The sequence below is a fragment of the Pelosinus sp. UFO1 genome (assembly GCF_000725345.1).
Classification (GTDB): Bacteria; Bacillota; Negativicutes; order DSM-13327; family DSM-13327; genus Pelosinus.
Genome location: NZ_CP008852.1, coordinates 1,152,581 through 1,170,232, shown reverse-complemented (window position 1 = coordinate 1,170,232; position 17,652 = coordinate 1,152,581). Strand labels below are relative to the sequence as shown.

Sequence of the window (17,652 nt, the reverse complement as noted above, 5' to 3'; positions counted from 1 at the left end):
TCACTACTATACTAAAAATATCCACTAGTGAAAAGTAAATCTTCAATTATTTTCAAGAAAATCTGATCTTCGCTCTTATCTTTTCTCAGTCAACGCAAAAAAAACTCTGGTAAAATAGTATACACTATTTTACCAGAGTTTGCAGTCTAATCCAAGGTAAGCCCTTCTAAGACTTTCCTCTTATTATATATTCGCCAGCAATTGCTGCAATACTTTATATTTAGCATTTGTATAGATTTGATCAAAATCTATAATATACCACTCACCATTTTCTTTTTCTAATCCGACTGGTTTCATATTAATCTTGAAAGTATTCTGTTCTTGTGTTGTTACCAAAAGAGCTGCATAGTTCCCTTGTTGGGCTACTTGTTTGATTGACATGATATTAGAATTCTTGATTTGTGTTAATTCTGATTGCCCAGTCATAAATTTTACCACTGTTTTGGGGTCGCTTTTTGAGGCAGCAGAAACATACAAACTAGCTTCTTCCATACGATTATTCTTGGCAGCATCAAAAAAAGTAGTTACTGTTTCCGTTGCACTAAGTCCTGCTACACGCTGAAGGCCTGAACCACCACCACACCCTGCAACTAAAGCTACAATAAGTAACAAACTGGCAGCCAATAAGATCCTTACATTCCGTTTAAACATTTCTCATTCTCCTTTTCCATAATTAAACATAAACTTGTTATGTATACTTGCATTCTATCACAAAATTCTATTTTAGTCACCCTTTTTAGAAATTTCATCATAATATTAAGAAGACTTTGCACATGCCAAACCTTCTTGATTCGCATTTGTCACAAATTCTCCTTCTTACAGATTTGTTACTTTTTCTATTACTATATCCTTTATAGCTCCTTCCTCAAGCTCTTTCAAAATTTGAGGAAGTTCGATGATTAGATGTTCTAATTCTTCTTTACTCATTTCTATTTCTAGAATATCATCTGACATGAAGCACCTCTTTTAACCTATTCTCCAAAAATATTATTCTTACATTAAAATACCTATATCCAAAATTGTACATTATAGCATTGAAATTCTTTTGAATACTATAATGTACAATTTTGTAATTTCATCAGCTGAAAAAACCATCTCATCAAATGACAAGACAGTTTTTTATGTTAGTATGCCTAGCAATGCACTAAGAGCTTTAGTTATCGAGAATTAGATCTAAAATACCATGAGCAATTCGTCTCAAGTTTTCTTCGTGTCGTTCATTTTCTCGATTTTGACGTTCATGCCATTCTCGTTCGCCTTCATGAGGACGCCGTCTCATTTCTCTTTCATGCCTTTCCTTTTCTGCACGTTCTCTTTCATGTCGATCTTGACCTTGATCATGTTTATCATGTCGATCATCTTGTTGCTGTACTGGGGGCTGATTATGTAGTGGTGAAGCTTCTATTACGGATGCACCAAAACCGATTTGCATCATACCAACCATTGATAAAACCGCTATTTTTTTAGCTATATTTTTCATTTAAATCACTCCTTCATTTGTTATTTTAATTATAGAATAGAATTGTAACAGAATTGTGACTGTCAAGTTACATTTACATGTAATTTAGACTAAAGATTAAATAAAAGAAATACCCTAGATATAAAATAAAACAATGCCCTAGGATTCTCTTCCCAGGACATTGTTTTGACTCCCCAATTCTCTTAATTATATCTAACCTGAAGCTGACATTTATCATAAGTAGGATATTTTTAATTAAACTTGAAATTTACTAACAGCTTCCCGAAGATCCATTGCTAAATGGGCTAGCGCTTGGCTGGATGAGGCGATTTCTTCCATAGATGCAGATTGCTCTTGTGTTGCGGCGGATACGGTCTGCGCTTCTCCAGAGGCCTTTTTACTTAGTTCATCAATTTGCTTTACTGAGCCAACAATGTGTTGACCGTTAATCGCCATCTGTTCTATGGCGGTTGATATTTCTTTTGTTTGGTCAGATACTTTGTTTATCAGAAATGCAATTTCTTGGAAAGCCCTTCCACTATCATTTACTACTTCTGCTCCCAGCTTAACCTCGCGAGTACCATCATTCATGGATATTACTGCTTTGTCAGTATCTCCTTGAATTTCGCCAATCAGTTCGGCAATATGCTTAGCTGCATCTTGCGATTGTTCTGCTAACTTACGAACTTCTTCTGCTACTACCGCAAAGCCACGCCCTTGTTCTCCCGCACGCGCTGCTTCGATAGCAGCATTTAAAGCTAATAAGTTTGTCTGACTAGCAATACCAGAGATAGTATCTACAATTTGCCCGATTTCCTTAGAACGTTCTCCCAATTTTGCAACTACCAAAGCCGAAGTATTAACAGTCTGTTCTATGTGTGACATCTGATTTATCGCTTTATCTACTAACGTATTACCTTCATTTGCCTTATTTGCAGCCTGCGCTGATTGATCAGATACTTCATTGGCATTGACAGCAACTTGCTGGATAGTAACTGACATCTGCTGAACCACAGTTGATGTGTTGTCCGCCACACTTAGTTGTTTTTCTGCACCATGTGCCACATCGGTAATGGATGCAGCCACTTGGTTTGCAGCTTGAGCCGATTGATCTGCACTAGCAGTCAATTCCTCCGATGAGGCTGCCAATTGCTCAGAAGAATCATTGATTTGTTTCATCAAATTTCGAATAGAGACACGCATATCCGCCAAGGCATCGCCCACTTGACCAACTTCGTCTTTTCTAAGAATCCTTCGCGTTTTATCTCGAAAATCACCTGCTGCAAATTCTTTACAAATCAGCACCATTGTATTTAGCGGATTGGCTATAATTTGGGTTATATACCACCCACTCAATCCTAAAATAAGTAAGGATACTAGAATGATACCAATGACAATATGTGTTGATTTCTCAAATGATATTTTGCTATCATCATGTGTTTGTTTTGCCATGTTAATACTATATGTTGAAAGATCTGTGCATTTATTAATCGTGTCACTCGCTACTGATTCCACTGTAGCAACGTAGAGTGCATACGCTTCTACATTTCTATTTTGCATCGCCAAGTCAATAACTGGTTGTCTAGCAACGCGATACTTCCCTATGGCTGTTTTGATCCCATTTAACTGTTCCTTTGCCTTCTCATCTAAATTGGCTTTTTCAAGCTCTATCATATTCTCATTAAAGGCTTTTACCTGCTCATCTATGATCTTTTTTAACTCGTTATTTCTATTATTATCCGTTGTAATCATTAATTCTAGTATGGCTCCATTAACTTTATTAATATGAGCACGATTTGCATTTATAAGAGCAATTGGCACTAATTGATCCGCATACATCGAGTTAATATCTGCATTTGACTGCTGAAGATAATAATATCCTGTATACCCTATAATACTCATGGATAGCAAAGAAATAACAATTAGTATACTTAATTTAAGGCTTACTTTCATATCGTTTAATATGTTCATTTTTTCCTCCATAGTGTAATGTATTTTCGATTACTTTCTACTATATAGCCTGCAAATTATCTGTATGTTTCAACTAAAGTAATTTTCTTTTCATCCTCCTTTAGGCATAAATAAAGATTGCCAGGTTACTCATATCAATACATTGAGCAACCTGGCAATCTTAGATTACTTACTATCTTTAGACCCATGGCTTTGCGTCCCTATCTTTCGGTAGGTTTGCCATATTTAACTTTGGTAATTAACTTCGCCATTTTTTGTCAATTTCCTGCAAAGATAATCTTCCATAAGTTGCGTATATAATTTTCCAACTACAAGACTGATTGAGATTCATTGATTCCTGTTTTTTATTAAAACCTCTTTGTCTAATTCATTCATCACTTGATCTAGCATTTGACTAATGATTAGCACATCTGGATGTGATATGCCTTTCTCAAGTGCCACTCTATGCATTTCATTCCGTAACCGCTCTATACTACAACATATTTTTTTCACAACTAGTACCTTCACTCTTTCCATATAATTTAGATGTCTCTTATTATAATCAAAAATTTGTGCAAAGCTTGTCGAACTGGTGTTCGTTTAATGGTAATAATAAAATCATGCCCTAAGATAACTCTTCGGGCATGATTGGCGTCTGCAATGTTAGACCATTTCCACCTTATACTCTCTCAGCCAAGTATCTACTTGAATTAAATAGGCAAATAACTGAGCATTTGTCATGAGCTGACCAAACCAGGGTATATTAGATATAGGAGAATCAGGTTGCGCCATAGAACGCACTTTAGCTACATCCACTACATTTTTTAACGGGGAAGAAGGATCATCTAAAATACGTAATACCCACTGACGTACTGTGTTCAAATAGGATGGATTATGAGTTTTTGGGTATGGACTTTTCTTTCTCCATAAAACATCCTCAGGCAAAATTCCAACTAAAGCATGCCTTAATAAACCTTTTTCTCTTTCATGGTAATTTTTCATACTCCAAGGTACGTTCCATACATATTCAACTAATCTATGATCACAATAAGGAACTCTTACCTCAAGACCGAAAGCCATACTCATACGATCTTTGCGATCAAGCAAGGTAGGCATCCAACGTGTTAGACTCAGATAAAATATTTCTCGCATACGGGCCGATTGAGCATCCTCACCTGGTAACTGTGGCACCTCGGCTAATGCTTCCTGATAGCGTCGTTTTAAGTACTCATGAGGCTTAGTCCTAAGTCCTAGCTCAGGAGATAACCATTCCATTCGTACCTCAGGTTTTGGTGCCCAAGGAAAGCTTGAGGCATTGATCATTTCTTCACGATAAAACCAAGGATAGCCACCAAATACTTCATCAGCACATTCACCTGATAAGGCAACTGTAGCTCCTTTTTTAATTTCCCGGCAAAACAAATATAAGGAAGTATCTACATCCGCCATTCCTGGTAAATCCCGTGAAATTGCAGCGTTCGGTAAACTACCAGCTAATTCGGGTGTATCCAATATTATATTGTGGTGGGAAGTAGCATATAAGTCAGAGACACGGCGCACCCAAGGAGCGTCTGAATTGGGCTGAAAATCGTTTGCCTTAAAATATTGCTCATTATTCAGGTAATCTACAGAATATGTATGAATACCTCCTAATCCATCTTGGCGGTAGTTAATTGCTGCCAAAGCGGTTAATGCACTTGAATCAAGCCCACCCGATAATAAGGTACATACTGGAACATCAGCAACTAATTGACGTTTAACAATATCCTGTAAAAGCTCCCCAACCGTACTGACTGTGGTATCAAAGTCATCTTTATGAGGCATACTTTCCAGCGCCCAATATTGACTTATCTTTACGCCACTTCGACTATATAGCATACTATGTCCAGGCCTTAATTCATCTATGCCTTTAAATACACCGTGCCCTGGAGTTCGACCAGGTCCAATGATAAATACCTCTGCTAAGCCTTCACTATCAACCTGTGGGCGAACCTCAGGATGTGCCAGCAATGCTTTTAGCTCTGAGCCAAATAGAAGCCAATTCCCTTTGTTGGTATAAAATAGAGGTTTGACTCCTATCCGATCACGTGAAAGAAACAAGGTCTGCTGTCTCTCATCCCAAATACCAAAAGCAAATATCCCATTAAATCGTTCTACACAAGAGGGTCCCCACTCTATATAGGCAGTTAGCAAAACCTCCGTATCGCAAGTTGTGCGGAAGGTATACCCTTTAGACTCTAATGCTTGCCGTAACTCAGGTGTGTTATAAAGTTCTCCATTATAAGTAATTACGTACCGTTGTTCCCCTCTATCTCTAATCATGGGCTGCGCACCATTCACAAGATCAACTACACTCAAGCGTCTATGACCAAAGGCTGCGTGTTTTGATAAATACATACCTGAAGCATCAGGGCCACGAGCAGCTAATGTTTCCATCATATTCCCTACTATATGACCTTCATTCTCAAGATTTCTTTCCCAGTCGATCCATCCTGTAATTCCACACATAAATATTTCACTCCTTTGAGAAAATAAAGAGAATATTTCTTATGCCTACCACAAGATAATATATGAAATTATATTTAAATGTGATACTCCAAAATATAATAATTGTGATAATTATCACAGAAACAGGATACATTAGCATGTACAATAGTAATAGAATAAAAAAATAAATAAGACGGAGGATTGATTCACATGGAAAAAAAATTCATTAAAAATATCGAGTTTAGCACTGCCTTAGAAATGGCTAGTTTAGTAGAATATCAAGAGGGACGCGTAGTTAGTCTTACTCTAGTGCAAAACGATGCACTTACCTTAACACTTTTTGCTTTCGCCAAGGGAGAAGCTGTGAGCACCCATTCCGCACCTGGCGATGCGATGGTCTACATACTTGACGGTGAGGCCAGTATTACTGTGGGGGAAAACAAGTTTGCTGCCCACAAGGGTCAAACTCTAGTTATGCCATCTAATATTCCTCATGGTTTGGATGCTGTAGAAAATTTTAAAATGATGCTAATCTTAGTAAAACAATAATAGCAGAAACAATAAGAAGACTTGGCTTACGCCAAGTCTTCTTTATCATATATACCATATTATGCCCAATTAATGTTGATATTTTTCTAAAATAAACTCTAATTGTATGCTTTGTTTCTCGTCCTTACGCAATGCCGTAAATTTCCCTCCCATAATTTCGCTCATAACTTTCTCCATTGTTTGATAAGAATGTTGAGAATACTGATCTTTATAGATACCATCAGCATCCAGAAAGAAGATAGCGAAATCTAATACGACTTTAGCCTCCTTCTCCTTTACAGAGATTTGAATATACAAGCCTTTACCATAATGATGTACAGGAACAATCTTTAGTAAAGAAACTACAGCAAGTTGAATTAAATCATAATTCCCTTGGACTCCTCCCTGACAAGCATTCTCTACTTTACAAGTAGCCGAACTATATAAAGGGTCTGCCGTAACTAATACTTTTAGTGCCTCAACTAGTTTATCTACAGAAAATTCATCCGTCCCTCCAGGCAATTTTTCTATATAATCATTCAACAACATTGCCAAGAACTTACTCTCATTGTCGTCAATTCTCTCTATCGATTCTAATAGTAATTTATTAATTTTTCTAATATGTTGTAGTTGCCCTTCTCTGTGGTTTGCATTAACTTCCATCTTTTTTAAAACATTTTGATAAGCCATATTGCGTATTTCTAATTTTTCTTTAAGCTGTGCTTCGTTTTTCTTAAGTTGATAGTGTTCAAGGGCTTTATCAATTACATATTTGAGCTCCGTTTCCATATCCCAAGGCTTGGCAATAAAATTAAAAATATCTGCCTGATTTACCGTTGCTAATACTTGGGATAATTGAGTATATCCGGATAATACAATTTTCACCGTATTAGGATACTTTTCTTTTACAATCTTTAGTAATTGCAATCCGTCCATTCCAGGCATTCTCATATCGGTAACAATTACGCTAATCTCATTCTTTTCCATAATACTTAGAGCTTCCAAACCGCTCCCAGCAAAATAAGCTACATATTCTTCATCAATCACTGCCCGACGTATGGAACTCAGAATGTTAGCTTCATCGTCAACAAATAAAACAGAAGATATACTTTGTTCGTTTCCTGATACGTTACCCATATTATACCCTCCTAATTATATCGAATACTTTACCAACACCTATTCACATCTTTAACTAACTTTTACGTCTAAAAAGAGGATACCTTTGACCTCACTATAGACTTTGTTTAGTCTGCTGAATTGGAAGTTTCATAATAAACACAGTACCTATCCCTACAGTACTATCGAGGATAATTTCACCATGATGTTTGTTGACAATAATATCATGGGATATGCTCAAGCCTAAACCAGTTCCTTGACCGATTGGCTTGGTGGTAAAAAATGCTTCAAAAATCTTCTCTTTATTTTCTTCTGCTATCCCAACACCATCATCAGAGATTTCACAGTAAACAAATTCACCAAAGGTATATGTAGTAATTCGTATCAAACCTAGTGCTTCTACCTGCTTTTGTTTAATAGCCTGACCCGCGTTTACTATTATATTTAATAATACCTGATTAATATGGCTGCCGACTGCCTCAATGCATGGAATATCACCTAAATTTTCTTCCACATTGGCACAGTATTTTAGTTCATTTCTAGCAACAACTAGTGTATTTTTTATCCCTTCATTCAAGTCATATTCTTGAAAGTCTGTCTCTTGATCAATTCTAGCGAAGTTACGAAGACCGGTAACAATTTTACCAACTCGTTCCAAGCCATCATTTGATTCCTTAAATAGATCTTGAATATCTTCCAATACAAAGCTAATCTTTTTTTCCTTCTCTAGTTGATTCATTTTCGCAACAAATTCTGTCAGGTGAGGGTCATTAATTTTTTCTGCTACGGTTTTTATATTGCTATATTCCTGAATAATTGTTCGCAAACGTTCTACATAATTTTTTAAGGTAGAGTAATTGCTAATAACAAAACCCAGGGGATTATTTATCTCATGAGCAACCCCAGCAGCCAGTTGACCAATTCCAGCCAATTTTTCCTGCTGAACAAGTTTAACTTGTGCGACTTTTAATTGGGCTATTGTAAAATGCAACTCCTCATTTTTTCCTTTTAAAACTTCCTGCATACTTTTTTCTTCTGTAATATCACGTTCCACGTTAATGAAGAATTTGGGGTTCCCTTGTGCGTCTAGTACGGATGAAGTTATAACCTCACTAAGAAAAGACCCACCCTTATGTTTTACTAAACTAAATTCGGCCTTTTGCGCCTTACCCTTTTCAATTACTTTAGAAAAAAGCCCTTGCATGCGTTTTTGTTCTTCCAACTCTACCAAAGAAAAGAAGTTCTTACCCATCATTTCCTCAAGATCATCGAAGTTGTGTAAAAAAGCGGACTGTTGGTTAACGATTTGGATTCTTCCACTAATATCAGTCAAAATGATACCATAAGGCGTTGTATCTACCAGCCCCCTATACATATTTTCACTTTCTCTTAGGGCTTCCAATACCATTTGCTGGACAGTGACATCTCGTCCCACGCCTACAACACCAGCAATTTGGTGATTTTCGTTATAAATAGGGGATAAAGATATCTGCGCCTGTTTCCCACCCATTGCACTACCTAGCTGGCATTCATACATAACATCTTGCCCCGCTAATACCTTAGGGAAAATATCCCTTTCAAACTCTTCGTAACTATCAGCAAATATATGATGTAATGTCTCTCCAATGTATTCTGCATCGAGTACGCCAGCCTTTGTAGCCCACTGTCCATAAAAACCTGTGCAGCATCCTTCTAAATTCAATGTAAATATCATATCTTGGATCGATGTGATCAGTACTTTTAATTGTTCTTGACTCTCCCGTAGCTGCTGTTGGTTTTCTTTTAACTCAGTAATATCATTAATAACACCAACTAAACCTCCTACAGAACCATCCGTATTGAGATAGGTGTTTTTATTCATCATTAAAACACGATCATTTTTTATAAATACAATGTCTCGCCTTTCCACTTCACCTTTACTAAGTAAGTCTACATCTTGCTGATAATACATTTGACCAAGTTTCGACGACTCTATATCCAATATGGTTTTTCCTAAAATTTCGTGTTTAGATAATTCATGAAATTTTTCAAAGGCTTTATTACATCCTAAATATTTGCCTGTATTATCTTTAAAGAAAATGGGCTGTGAAATCGTATCAAGAATTTTTTGTAAAAAATCCGATCCCTCTATTGTCTTCGCCTCTGCCAAAAACTCACCACCTTTTACTTTATTGACAATTCGTCTTTTCTTATGGTATCAGAATTTATAAATTTCTAGTTAAAAAGATTGAACCACAAAGACACAATGCCGCTATCGCGGCACACAAAGAAGATGGGAATGAAATGGATAGAACCCCTTTGTGACCTTTGTGTCTTTGTGGTTCAAAAAGGACGCGTAGCGTTTTTCTTATCATTTTTTGTAATTTACTGTTTATTTCGACAACTATTCAATTTACCCTGCTATATTCACCTGAAGTTTCCTTTTTTTGTACTATTTAGTATTTATTCCTTACTTTTGATTGCCTTTATCTTACAAAATGATTACACTTATTATGCTATCAATATTTATTAGGAGACTCTTATGCTGCATAAAGATATAACAAATAATAAACGTATTGAAGAAATCGACTTTGCTCGAGGCATAGCGATTATTCTCATGATACTCTTTCATCTTATTGTTGATCTAAAAGATTTCTACTTCTATAATGTAGATTATTTCCGAGGTTTTTGGTACATAGAAGGAAAATTATCTGCCATATTGTTCATGTTCCTTTGTGGCATCAGTAGTACCTTAAGTTTTCGTAGTACAAACCATGGGATTAAGGTATTTATCTGGTCCATGGTATTAACCGCTGTCACTTATTTATATAATAGCGATTTTTATATTCGTTTTGGTATCCTGCATTTTCTTGGCATAAGCCTAATCTCTGCTAGGCTTATACAGCAATTATCAATAAGATTACTATTCTTACTAAGCATTTCATCCATTACTCTCGGACTAGTTTTCGCAGAACGTTTTGTAACCTCGCCTTATCTTTTTCCCTTAGGCCTGCAGTCAGCTACTTTCGCCTCTTTAGATTTCTACCCAGTATTTCCTTGGTATGGAGTATTTTTAGCTGGCATTATTGCAGGAAAAACAGTATATGCCTCTAAGAAGAGCTTAATAGCTCTGCATCCCCCTCAAACTATTACTTGGCTAGGTAGACAATCTTTAGCTATCTATCTTATACACCAGCCTATCTTATTAGCATTACTATATGTTATACATGGCAAATAACAGGAAGAAGGCATTAAATAACACCCCTTAGGGTACATTTGATTGTACACAAAGGGGTGTTCACTTTACTTATTCTTACTTTAAAGCCTTCTCTAGGTTCACTAAATTTTCGTTCATAATTGCAATATAATCTTTACCTTCTTTTGTTTCCTGCTCTGTTAAGCTTTCAATAGGATTTAAGACTAGCAACTGAGCTCCGGTTTCTTTAGCAATCGTTTGAGCCAATTTAGGGCTGGTTAAGGTTTCAAAGAATATGTATTTCACCTTATGCTCACGGCAAAATTCCGTGATTTTTGCCATCTTATCAGGGGTAGGCTCTGCATCAGGAGAAATTCCCATAATACCTAATTGTTCAAAACCATAACGATTTGCTAAGTAAGCAAAAGCCTTATGACTCGTAACAATCTCTTTATTGGTCATCCCAGTTAGAGTTTTCTTATATTTTTCGTCTAAATCTGCCAACTTCTTATTATAAGTTTCTGCATTTTTTTTGTAAACTTCCGCGTTTTTTTCATCCACAGAAGCTAGTGCTTGAGCAATTGTATTTACTTCTTGTTGTACAGACACTGGATCAAGCCAAGTATGGGGATCATATTTATGATCTTCTCCGTGGCCATGACCGTGTTCTTCTTCCTCGTCTTCGTGACTAGTTGGCAATTTTGTAACATCTTTCGTTATTTCTAATGGAAGGGCATTACCCAATACATCTTTTGTTAACAACTTTTCAACTGGCTCAAACCCAATTCCATGGTAAGCAAAAATTTTAGCATCTTTGATTTGAATAATATCTTTTGCAGTTGGTTCCCAATCATGGGGTTCAGCACCTGGTGGTATGAGCATAACTACATCCACCTTATCACCGCCTACTTGTTTTACGAATTCATATACTGGATACATAGTAGCTACAACTTTAATTTTTTTAGCTCCTTCTGGTGCTGCAGATTTCGTTCCGCCACACCCAGCCATTAAAAATACAGCTACTAGCAAAATTAGCGCTATTGACCATTTTTTTCTCATCTTCATTTCCCCTTATTAAGAATGTTCTTATGTGGTATATAATATCATATAAGAACATTCTTGTCTATTTTTCCATAAATTTTCTTATTTAGATTATAGGAGCATAGGAATCACCTATATTTTTTCCTTTTATTTCACCATTCCAAGGTATATAATGGGGTTTATTATTCTTTAAAAGGGGGTCATTTGATTGCCAGACATTAAAAACAGCATTAAAAGACATGCGGACTCTATTATTGCCTTGCGCCGTCACTTTCATACCTATCCCGAACTAAGCGCAAAAGAGTTTAACACCCAACAAAAAATTATGGATGAATTATTTTCCTTAGGACTTGTCCCCCGCAAAATAGCAGGCACAGGTGTCATTGCTGACCTAAAAGGAGCTTTTCCTGGAAAAACCATTGGGATCCGTGCTGACATAGATGCCTTAGAACTGGAAGATGAATGCGGCAAGCCATATCAGTCCCAAAATCCAGGAGTCTGCCATGCTTGTGGACACGATGGTCATACTGCTATGCTCATTGGAGCAGCAAAAACATTTGTAGATCTAAAAGACAGATTAACAGGAAATATACGCTTTTTGTTTCAGCCTAGCGAAGAATGTTTCCCCGGAGGAGCAGCCCTAATGATAAAGGAGGGCGCTCTTACAGATGTTGATGCCATCATTGGAGCCCACCTTTGGCAAACCCTAAGGGTCGGAACAAGCGGAATTAGCTATAATCGCATGATGGCTTCGCCTGATCAGTTTACGATTCAAATAAAAGGCAGAGGCGGCCATGGATCTATGCCTCATCAAACCATCGATGCCCTACTTGTCGGCGCCCAAGTCGTAACAGCACTTCATACCATTGTAAGTCGCAATATTGATCCACTAGAACAAGCAGTTTTGTCCATTGGTGTATTTCGATCAGGAGATACCTTCAATATAATTCCTGATACAGCAACCTTAGTTGGCACAGTGCGTTCTTTTTCGAAAGAAGTTAAAACTACTATTTTTAAACGAATTGAAGAAGTTGTCAGCGGTATCTGCCAAGGAGCAGGTGCCACTTTCCAAATTGATACAATCTTTGGATTTTCGCCAGTCATCAACAACCCCGAGGTTGCAGATGTATTGTTTAATGCTAGTGCCGTTAGCCTTTCTAAAGAAAATAGTTTGCTAATTGATCCAGTAATGGGTGGGGAAGACTTTTCCTGCTATCTGGAAAAAATTCCTGGAGCTTTTATTTTTATTGGTGTTGGTAATGAAGAGGAAGGTATTATCTATCCTCAACATCATCCTAAATATGATATCGACGAAAGATCCTTAGCTTACGGCACAGAAATTATGGTCCGTTCCGCCATGAAACTTGCTTCCCCTACAAGATAGACTTTTTCAATAACAAAACATCTGCCTATATTAGGCAGATGTTTTTCTCTATTCCCGAACTTTTTCGAGTAACCATATGCCGATTCCTGTAAAGGAGATACTATAAACTAGCATAACCAGCAAAGAAAGCTTTGGTACATCTCCCCCAAGGGCGATTGCTCGCAAAGCGTAGCTTGCATGTGTAAGAGGCAGTAGTTCAATGATTAAGCGCATAAGTGTTGGCAAATGATCTGGCACAAAAAAAGTGGCACACAAAAAGGACATAGGCAATAATATGTAGGTATTAAAATTAGCCATATCCTCATGTGAATTCATAATCATAGCCGCTACAAAGGCCATGGAGGCAAATACCAGACAATTTAAGACCAAGGTCAACAGAAACCAACTGTTAATCAAAGCATGAGCACCAAAGAGATAGGCTAATGCAATAATAATAACAGATGAGATCAATCCTCTTAAGGCACCTGATAACACTTTTCCAATCACAAAAGAACTAGAGGCAATCGGCGCAATTAAATATTCTTCTAATGTCTTATGATACAACCTACTCATATTAAGTGGGCTGCCTACGGAGTTAAAACTAATATTCATGGAATTTAATGCAATAATACCAGGAACGATAAAATCCAAATAACTGCCTTGATTCACTTGAATACTACGCCCTAACCCCCAACCAAAGGCTACTAAGTACAAGACGGGCGACACCATCCGCGAGAGAATAAATCGGCCAATGCGCCGTTTCAATACCAGCCAATCCCGCCAAAAGACTGTCCAAATATCGTATACCATTAATTTACCACCTTTCGTCCCGTCAACTCAACAAAGGCATCTTCGAGATTTGCCTGACGCAAAGTAGTCGTAGTCGTTAAGGTAGTGGCAAAACTAGAAGCAGAATTTCGATCAGGAAAGAACTTTGTCTTCGTCCCCTTATCGTCTGACCACTCCACCACATACTCCCCAAAACGCTTACAAATCGCAATGGGACTATCCATGGCAATCAGTTTTCCTTTTTCCATAATCGCAACTCGTTGGCATAAGTTCTCTGCCTCTTCAATATAGTGAGTTGTCAATAGTACCGTAAGTCCTTCATTTTTCAGACGTCGTATAAGATCCCATAAGCGGCGACGCACTTGTGGATCCAGTCCTACTGTCGGTTCATCGAGAAAAAGAACCTTTGGCTGGTGTAATAAAGCTCTGGCAATCATTAAGCGCCGCTTCATGCCGCCAGAAAATTTCTGTACCATATCATTTGCTCGATCATCGAGTTCCACATACTTTAGTAGCTCTTCAATTCTTTTTTTCCGCACCTCTGGTAACATATGATGCAGACGCCCATGAAGCTCAAGATTTTCTCTGGGAGTCAAATCGATATCCAAATTGAAATGCTGCGGGACTACGCCGATTACAGCTTTAATATGCTTTTCATCCTGAGATGCTTCCAAGCCATCAATGATAATTTTTCCAGCTGTTGGACGAGTTAGCATGGTTAGCACTCGAATAGTCGTTGTTTTTCCAGCTCCATTGGGTCCTAACAAGCCAAAAATTTCTCCTTTAGCAATGCTTAAGGATAAATTATCCACGGCAACCCGTTCACCAAAGCTCTTGCTAAAACCTTCTATTTGAATCATTTTACTATCCCCTACTTATCATCAAATCTTAGCCTATCTTACAGGTTAATCCCTGAATGATGACTACTGGCTTTCCTGCCTTATCGAGAATAACCTCACTCTCAACACCAAAAACTTCTCGTAAAGTATGTTCTGTAATGACTTCCCGAGGACTACCTGCAGCAAAAACCTGTCCATCTTGCACAACAACAACATAATCCGAATATCGAGCTGCATGATTAATGTCATGCAACACCATCACTACTGTAAGATGTTGCTCATTATTAAAGTTAGCTAACAGTTCCATTATTTCTAACTGATGACAAATATCAAGGTAGGTGGTTGGCTCATCCAAAAGCAAAATCTCAGGTTTTTGGGCCAAAGCCATCGCAATCCAAACCCTTTGCCGTTCACCGCCAGACAGGGTACTAACCACTCGATCGGCCATCTGGATAAGGCCTGTTTGCCGCAAGGCCCAACCTACACAATCATCATCTTGTTTTGATTTACCTTGCCACCAACTTTGGTGAGGAAAACGTCCAAATTCTACTAAATCCCTCACTGTTAAATCACTAGGTGCCTGGGGCGATTGAGGCAATACAGCCATTTTTTGAGCAAGGGTTTTCCCACTAAACTGCACTAAATTCTTATCATCTAGATATACACTACCCTTATTCGGTTTTATATTCCGAGATAAAACTTTAAGTAAGGTGCTTTTCCCTGAACCATTCGGACCTAAAATAGCAATAATCTTCCCTTCTTCTATTTCTACTGAAAGATTTTTCAACACTATTTCATCACCGAAACTTACAGATAGCCCCTCTCCTTTCATGAAGGTCATTAGGCATCCCTCCTTAATAAGTAGAGAAAAAAGGGCGCGCCTATAAAGGCCATAATGATTCCTACGGGAATTTCAATTGGGGAGAATGCAACTCTTGCCAAGGTATCACTTAAGGTAACAACTGCTACACCTAGTAAAGCGGAGGCAGGTAATAAATAACGATAATCAGAACCCACTAATAACCTCGCCGCGTGCGGTACGATAAGTCCGACAAAACCAAGTAAGCCTACCACACTAACAGCACTCGCTGCTAATAAGGCTGCCACTGCTGTCATAGCGATTCTAGAAGCTTCCACATTTAGCCCTAGCCCTCTGGCAATCTCGTCCCCTAAGTTTAATATATTTAGTCGTCTTGCTCCCAATATAGCTAAGATGCCACCAATAATCGTATAAGGCAATATAATATCTAAGTGAGGCCAACTACGAGCTGATAGGCCCCCTACCATCCACATCAATGCCCCATGAACCCGATCACTATAGAAAACCAATAAGGCAGAAATAGCAGAATTTAAAAAGGCTGATACAGCCACCCCAGCTAAGATAATGCGTACAGGGCGAATGCCACCTTTCCACGCTAATATATAGATAAAAACAGCGGCCACCATCGCTCCCATAAAAGCAACAGGCGTCACTAAATATTCCTTATGGGGAAACAGTACCATAATGCTTACACCAGCTAATCCCGCCCCCGAAGACACTCCAATAATATGAGGGTCCGCTAAAGGGTTTTTCATGACACCTTGAAGAATTGCCCCCGCTAAGGACAAATTAACCCCCACCAAGGCCCCCACTAAAGTCCGAGGCAATCGAATATTCCAAATTACTTGACGATTAGCCCCTGAATTATCCGAAAAAATGGCTGATACAATATCATTGACACTTATCGATAAGGATCCAACACGTAAACTGAGCAGGATGCCACCAAAAGCACAAACTGCGAATACTAGGATAATAAAAACTCGCCATTGACTCCGGTCACCAAGCATAGTATTAAAGAGATTGTTTCTATTTAACATTGCCATAAACCTCTGGATATACTACTTTGGCCATATATTCAACAGATTCATGAAAACGAATACCAGGATTTAGTTGAAATAATTCCCCTGGCAGAAAAAATACCTTTCCTGTCTTTACTGCTCGTAAACCGTTCCAGGCTGGATTACTTTCAATATCTGCTTTCATTCTTTTTTCAATTTCTGTCATATTCCCCATGGTTACCACCAAGATAATATCTGCATCGCCTTCCACCAATTTTTCTAAACTATAAGGAGTCACCTCGCCATCACCAACCATAGGGGTACTGTCTGCGGCAATGTTTTTGATTTTTAAAATGTTCGCCACATTACCAGCAATTGTATTTTCTAACTCTACTGTAACATTTTTCGCCGTCGCATGTAATATCACTACTCTTTTACTTTGTGCTGGCAGTTTGGCTGTTACTCCATTGATTTTTGTCTGCATTTCAGTAAGAAGACTCTGAGCCTGTTCTTGAGTACCAGCTATATCACCAAATAGTTTTACCTTTGCTAAAATATCATCATAGGTTTTCATTTTCAGAATCATAACAGGAATCTTACTGCTTTCCAATATAGGAACCAATTTATCATGAATTCCTTGAAAACCAATTACTAAATCAGGTTGCAATGCTAACACTTGCTCACTATTTACATTATAGACGAACCCTACTTCCGGAAGGTCTTGCGATGCGGGAAAGGTTTGAGGTGTCTTCGAGCTAGGCCGTCCTACTGCCTTGCCGCCGATACCGTATAACACATCTAAATAAGAAGTAGATAATACGACTATGCGTTGTGGCTTTTTGGGGAGTACCACTAAACGTCCCGCATCATCTGTCATTTGCAAATAATCACCAGATGATTTTGTTATTGCCTTATCTTGAGATTGAGAAGCACACCCTGTAAAAAGCAGCCCCATTACACTAAGTATACAAATCAAATAAGCAAATTTCCCTTTCACAACAATTCCCCTTTCATACATAAAAAATGGGAAAGGCCGGATAAAGCTATCCGGCGAAATCATTCATCCCTTTTTTATAATTCCATATAA

General features: G+C 37.9%; 17 protein-coding genes and 1 riboswitch. Of the genes, 3 read left to right on the top strand and 14 right to left on the bottom strand.

Going from position 1 to position 17,652, the window contains the following annotated elements:
* Positions 1 to 183 precede the first annotated feature (183 nt).
* The 6 genes from UFO1_RS05200 to asnB all read right to left on the bottom strand — a co-directional run bounded on the left by UFO1_RS05200 (position 184) and on the right by asnB (position 5,917).
* Positions 184 to 651, bottom strand: a complete 468-nt coding sequence (locus tag UFO1_RS05200; protein ID WP_038668699.1) for a hypothetical protein — start codon at positions 649 to 651, stop codon at positions 184 to 186.
* A gap of 165 nt (positions 652 to 816) precedes the next feature.
* Positions 817 to 954 carry a hypothetical protein gene (locus tag UFO1_RS25405; protein WP_173406208.1) on the bottom strand — a complete coding sequence of 46 codons (138 nt, stop codon included), beginning with the start codon at positions 952 to 954 and terminating at the stop codon, positions 817 to 819.
* Positions 955 to 1,153: 199 nt separating this feature from the next.
* The gene (locus UFO1_RS05195; RefSeq protein ID WP_038668696.1) at positions 1,154 to 1,480 is read right to left on the bottom strand and encodes a hypothetical protein; all 327 of its coding nucleotides are present in this window, start codon (positions 1,478 to 1,480) and stop codon (positions 1,154 to 1,156) included.
* A 234-nt stretch (positions 1,481 to 1,714) separates the two neighbouring features.
* Entirely contained in the window at positions 1,715 to 3,430 is a 1,716-nt protein-coding gene (locus UFO1_RS05190; RefSeq protein WP_038668693.1) for a methyl-accepting chemotaxis protein, read from the bottom strand.
* A gap of 142 nt (positions 3,431 to 3,572) precedes the next feature.
* Positions 3,573 to 3,661, bottom strand: a riboswitch (cyclic di-GMP riboswitch).
* 96 nt (positions 3,662 to 3,757) lie between these two features.
* Positions 3,758 to 3,946, bottom strand: coding sequence for an aspartyl-phosphate phosphatase Spo0E family protein (locus tag UFO1_RS05185; RefSeq protein WP_144390864.1), 189 nt, complete (start codon positions 3,944 to 3,946; stop codon positions 3,758 to 3,760).
* A 126-nt stretch (positions 3,947 to 4,072) separates the two neighbouring features.
* A complete protein-coding gene (asnB, locus tag UFO1_RS05180; protein WP_038668691.1) occupies positions 4,073 to 5,917 on the bottom strand; it encodes an asparagine synthase (glutamine-hydrolyzing) in 1,845 nt (614 codons plus the stop codon).
* Positions 5,918 to 6,106: 189 nt separating this feature from the next.
* Here asnB and UFO1_RS05175 point away from each other — a divergent pair, with 189 nt between their 5' ends.
* Positions 6,107 to 6,445, top strand: coding sequence for a cupin domain-containing protein (locus UFO1_RS05175; RefSeq protein ID WP_038668689.1), 339 nt, complete (start codon positions 6,107 to 6,109; stop codon positions 6,443 to 6,445).
* A gap of 69 nt (positions 6,446 to 6,514) precedes the next feature.
* On the opposite strand, the gene UFO1_RS24000 is transcribed toward UFO1_RS05175, so the two are convergent.
* The gene (locus tag UFO1_RS24000) at positions 6,515 to 7,561 is read right to left on the bottom strand and encodes a response regulator (RefSeq protein ID WP_051788835.1); all 1,047 of its coding nucleotides are present in this window, start codon (positions 7,559 to 7,561) and stop codon (positions 6,515 to 6,517) included.
* A gap of 94 nt (positions 7,562 to 7,655) precedes the next feature.
* Positions 7,656 to 9,689 carry a PAS domain S-box protein gene (locus tag UFO1_RS24725; RefSeq protein ID WP_051788834.1) on the bottom strand — a complete coding sequence of 678 codons (2,034 nt, stop codon included), beginning with the start codon at positions 9,687 to 9,689 and terminating at the stop codon, positions 7,656 to 7,658.
* Positions 9,690 to 10,061: 372 nt separating this feature from the next.
* Here UFO1_RS24725 and UFO1_RS05160 point away from each other — a divergent pair, with 372 nt between their 5' ends.
* Entirely contained in the window at positions 10,062 to 10,757 is a 696-nt protein-coding gene (locus UFO1_RS05160; protein ID WP_038668686.1) for a heparan-alpha-glucosaminide N-acetyltransferase, read from the top strand.
* A 75-nt stretch (positions 10,758 to 10,832) separates the two neighbouring features.
* Here UFO1_RS05160 and UFO1_RS05155 read toward each other — a convergent pair whose 3' ends face one another.
* Complete coding sequence (locus tag UFO1_RS05155; protein WP_038668682.1) at positions 10,833 to 11,774, bottom strand: metal ABC transporter substrate-binding protein; 942 nt, start codon at positions 11,772 to 11,774, stop codon at positions 10,833 to 10,835.
* Between the two features lie 190 nt (positions 11,775 to 11,964).
* On the opposite strand from UFO1_RS05155, the gene UFO1_RS05150 reads away from it, so the two are divergent.
* Positions 11,965 to 13,140: a M20 family metallopeptidase gene (locus UFO1_RS05150; protein ID WP_038668680.1), complete on the top strand. Its 1,176-nt coding sequence runs from the start codon at positions 11,965 to 11,967 to the stop codon at positions 13,138 to 13,140.
* A 48-nt stretch (positions 13,141 to 13,188) separates the two neighbouring features.
* Here the strand turns inward: UFO1_RS05150 and UFO1_RS05145 are convergent, their stop codons facing one another.
* Genes UFO1_RS05145 through UFO1_RS05125 form a run of 5 tightly spaced genes read right to left on the bottom strand, consistent with a single transcriptional unit; the run spans position 13,189 to position 17,562 of the window.
* Positions 13,189 to 13,929, bottom strand: coding sequence for an ABC transporter permease (locus UFO1_RS05145; RefSeq protein WP_038668677.1), 741 nt, complete (start codon positions 13,927 to 13,929; stop codon positions 13,189 to 13,191).
* On the bottom strand, positions 13,929 to 14,768 hold the full coding sequence (locus UFO1_RS05140; RefSeq protein WP_038668674.1) for an ABC transporter ATP-binding protein: 840 nt from the start codon (positions 14,766 to 14,768) through the stop codon (positions 13,929 to 13,931). Before UFO1_RS05140 ends, UFO1_RS05145 begins: the two co-directional genes overlap by 1 nt.
* Positions 14,769 to 14,796: 28 nt before the next feature.
* Positions 14,797 to 15,588 (bottom strand): ABC transporter ATP-binding protein, encoded by a 792-nt coding sequence (locus tag UFO1_RS05135; RefSeq protein ID WP_038668672.1) that lies wholly within the window; start codon positions 15,586 to 15,588, stop codon positions 14,797 to 14,799.
* On the bottom strand, positions 15,588 to 16,604 hold the full coding sequence (locus tag UFO1_RS05130; RefSeq protein ID WP_051788833.1) for an iron ABC transporter permease: 1,017 nt from the start codon (positions 16,602 to 16,604) through the stop codon (positions 15,588 to 15,590). The genes UFO1_RS05135 and UFO1_RS05130 overlap by 1 nt, the downstream gene beginning before the upstream one ends.
* Positions 16,594 to 17,562, bottom strand: a complete 969-nt coding sequence (locus UFO1_RS05125; RefSeq protein WP_038668669.1) for an ABC transporter substrate-binding protein — start codon at positions 17,560 to 17,562, stop codon at positions 16,594 to 16,596. The genes UFO1_RS05130 and UFO1_RS05125 overlap by 11 nt, the downstream gene beginning before the upstream one ends.
* Positions 17,563 to 17,652: the final 90 nt, after the last annotated feature.

Coding starts and splice junctions, on each gene's coding strand:
- UFO1_RS05200 (WP_038668699.1), bottom strand. CDS start 651: ATGTTTAAACGGAATGTAAGGATCTTATTGGCTGCCAGTTTGTTACTT.
- UFO1_RS25405 (WP_173406208.1), bottom strand. CDS start 954: ATGTCAGATGATATTCTAGAAATAGAAATGAGTAAAGAAGAATTAGAA.
- UFO1_RS05195 (WP_038668696.1), bottom strand. CDS start 1,480: ATGAAAAATATAGCTAAAAAAATAGCGGTTTTATCAATGGTTGGTATG.
- UFO1_RS05190 (WP_038668693.1), bottom strand. CDS start 3,430: ATGAACATATTAAACGATATGAAAGTAAGCCTTAAATTAAGTATACTA.
- UFO1_RS05185 (WP_144390864.1), bottom strand. CDS start 3,946: ATGGAAAGAGTGAAGGTACTAGTTGTGAAAAAAATATGTTGTAGTATA.
- asnB (WP_038668691.1), bottom strand. CDS start 5,917: ATGTGTGGAATTACAGGATGGATCGACTGGGAAAGAAATCTTGAGAAT.
- UFO1_RS05175 (WP_038668689.1), top strand. CDS start 6,107: ATGGAAAAAAAATTCATTAAAAATATCGAGTTTAGCACTGCCTTAGAA.
- UFO1_RS24000 (WP_051788835.1), bottom strand. CDS start 7,561: ATGGGTAACGTATCAGGAAACGAACAAAGTATATCTTCTGTTTTATTT.
- UFO1_RS05160 (WP_038668686.1), top strand. CDS start 10,062: ATGCTGCATAAAGATATAACAAATAATAAACGTATTGAAGAAATCGAC.
- UFO1_RS05155 (WP_038668682.1), bottom strand. CDS start 11,774: ATGAGAAAAAAATGGTCAATAGCGCTAATTTTGCTAGTAGCTGTATTT.
- UFO1_RS05145 (WP_038668677.1), bottom strand. CDS start 13,929: ATGGTATACGATATTTGGACAGTCTTTTGGCGGGATTGGCTGGTATTG.
- UFO1_RS05140 (WP_038668674.1), bottom strand. CDS start 14,768: ATGATTCAAATAGAAGGTTTTAGCAAGAGCTTTGGTGAACGGGTTGCC.
- UFO1_RS05135 (WP_038668672.1), bottom strand. CDS start 15,588: ATGACCTTCATGAAAGGAGAGGGGCTATCTGTAAGTTTCGGTGATGAA.
- UFO1_RS05130 (WP_051788833.1), bottom strand. CDS start 16,604: ATGTTAAATAGAAACAATCTCTTTAATACTATGCTTGGTGACCGGAGT.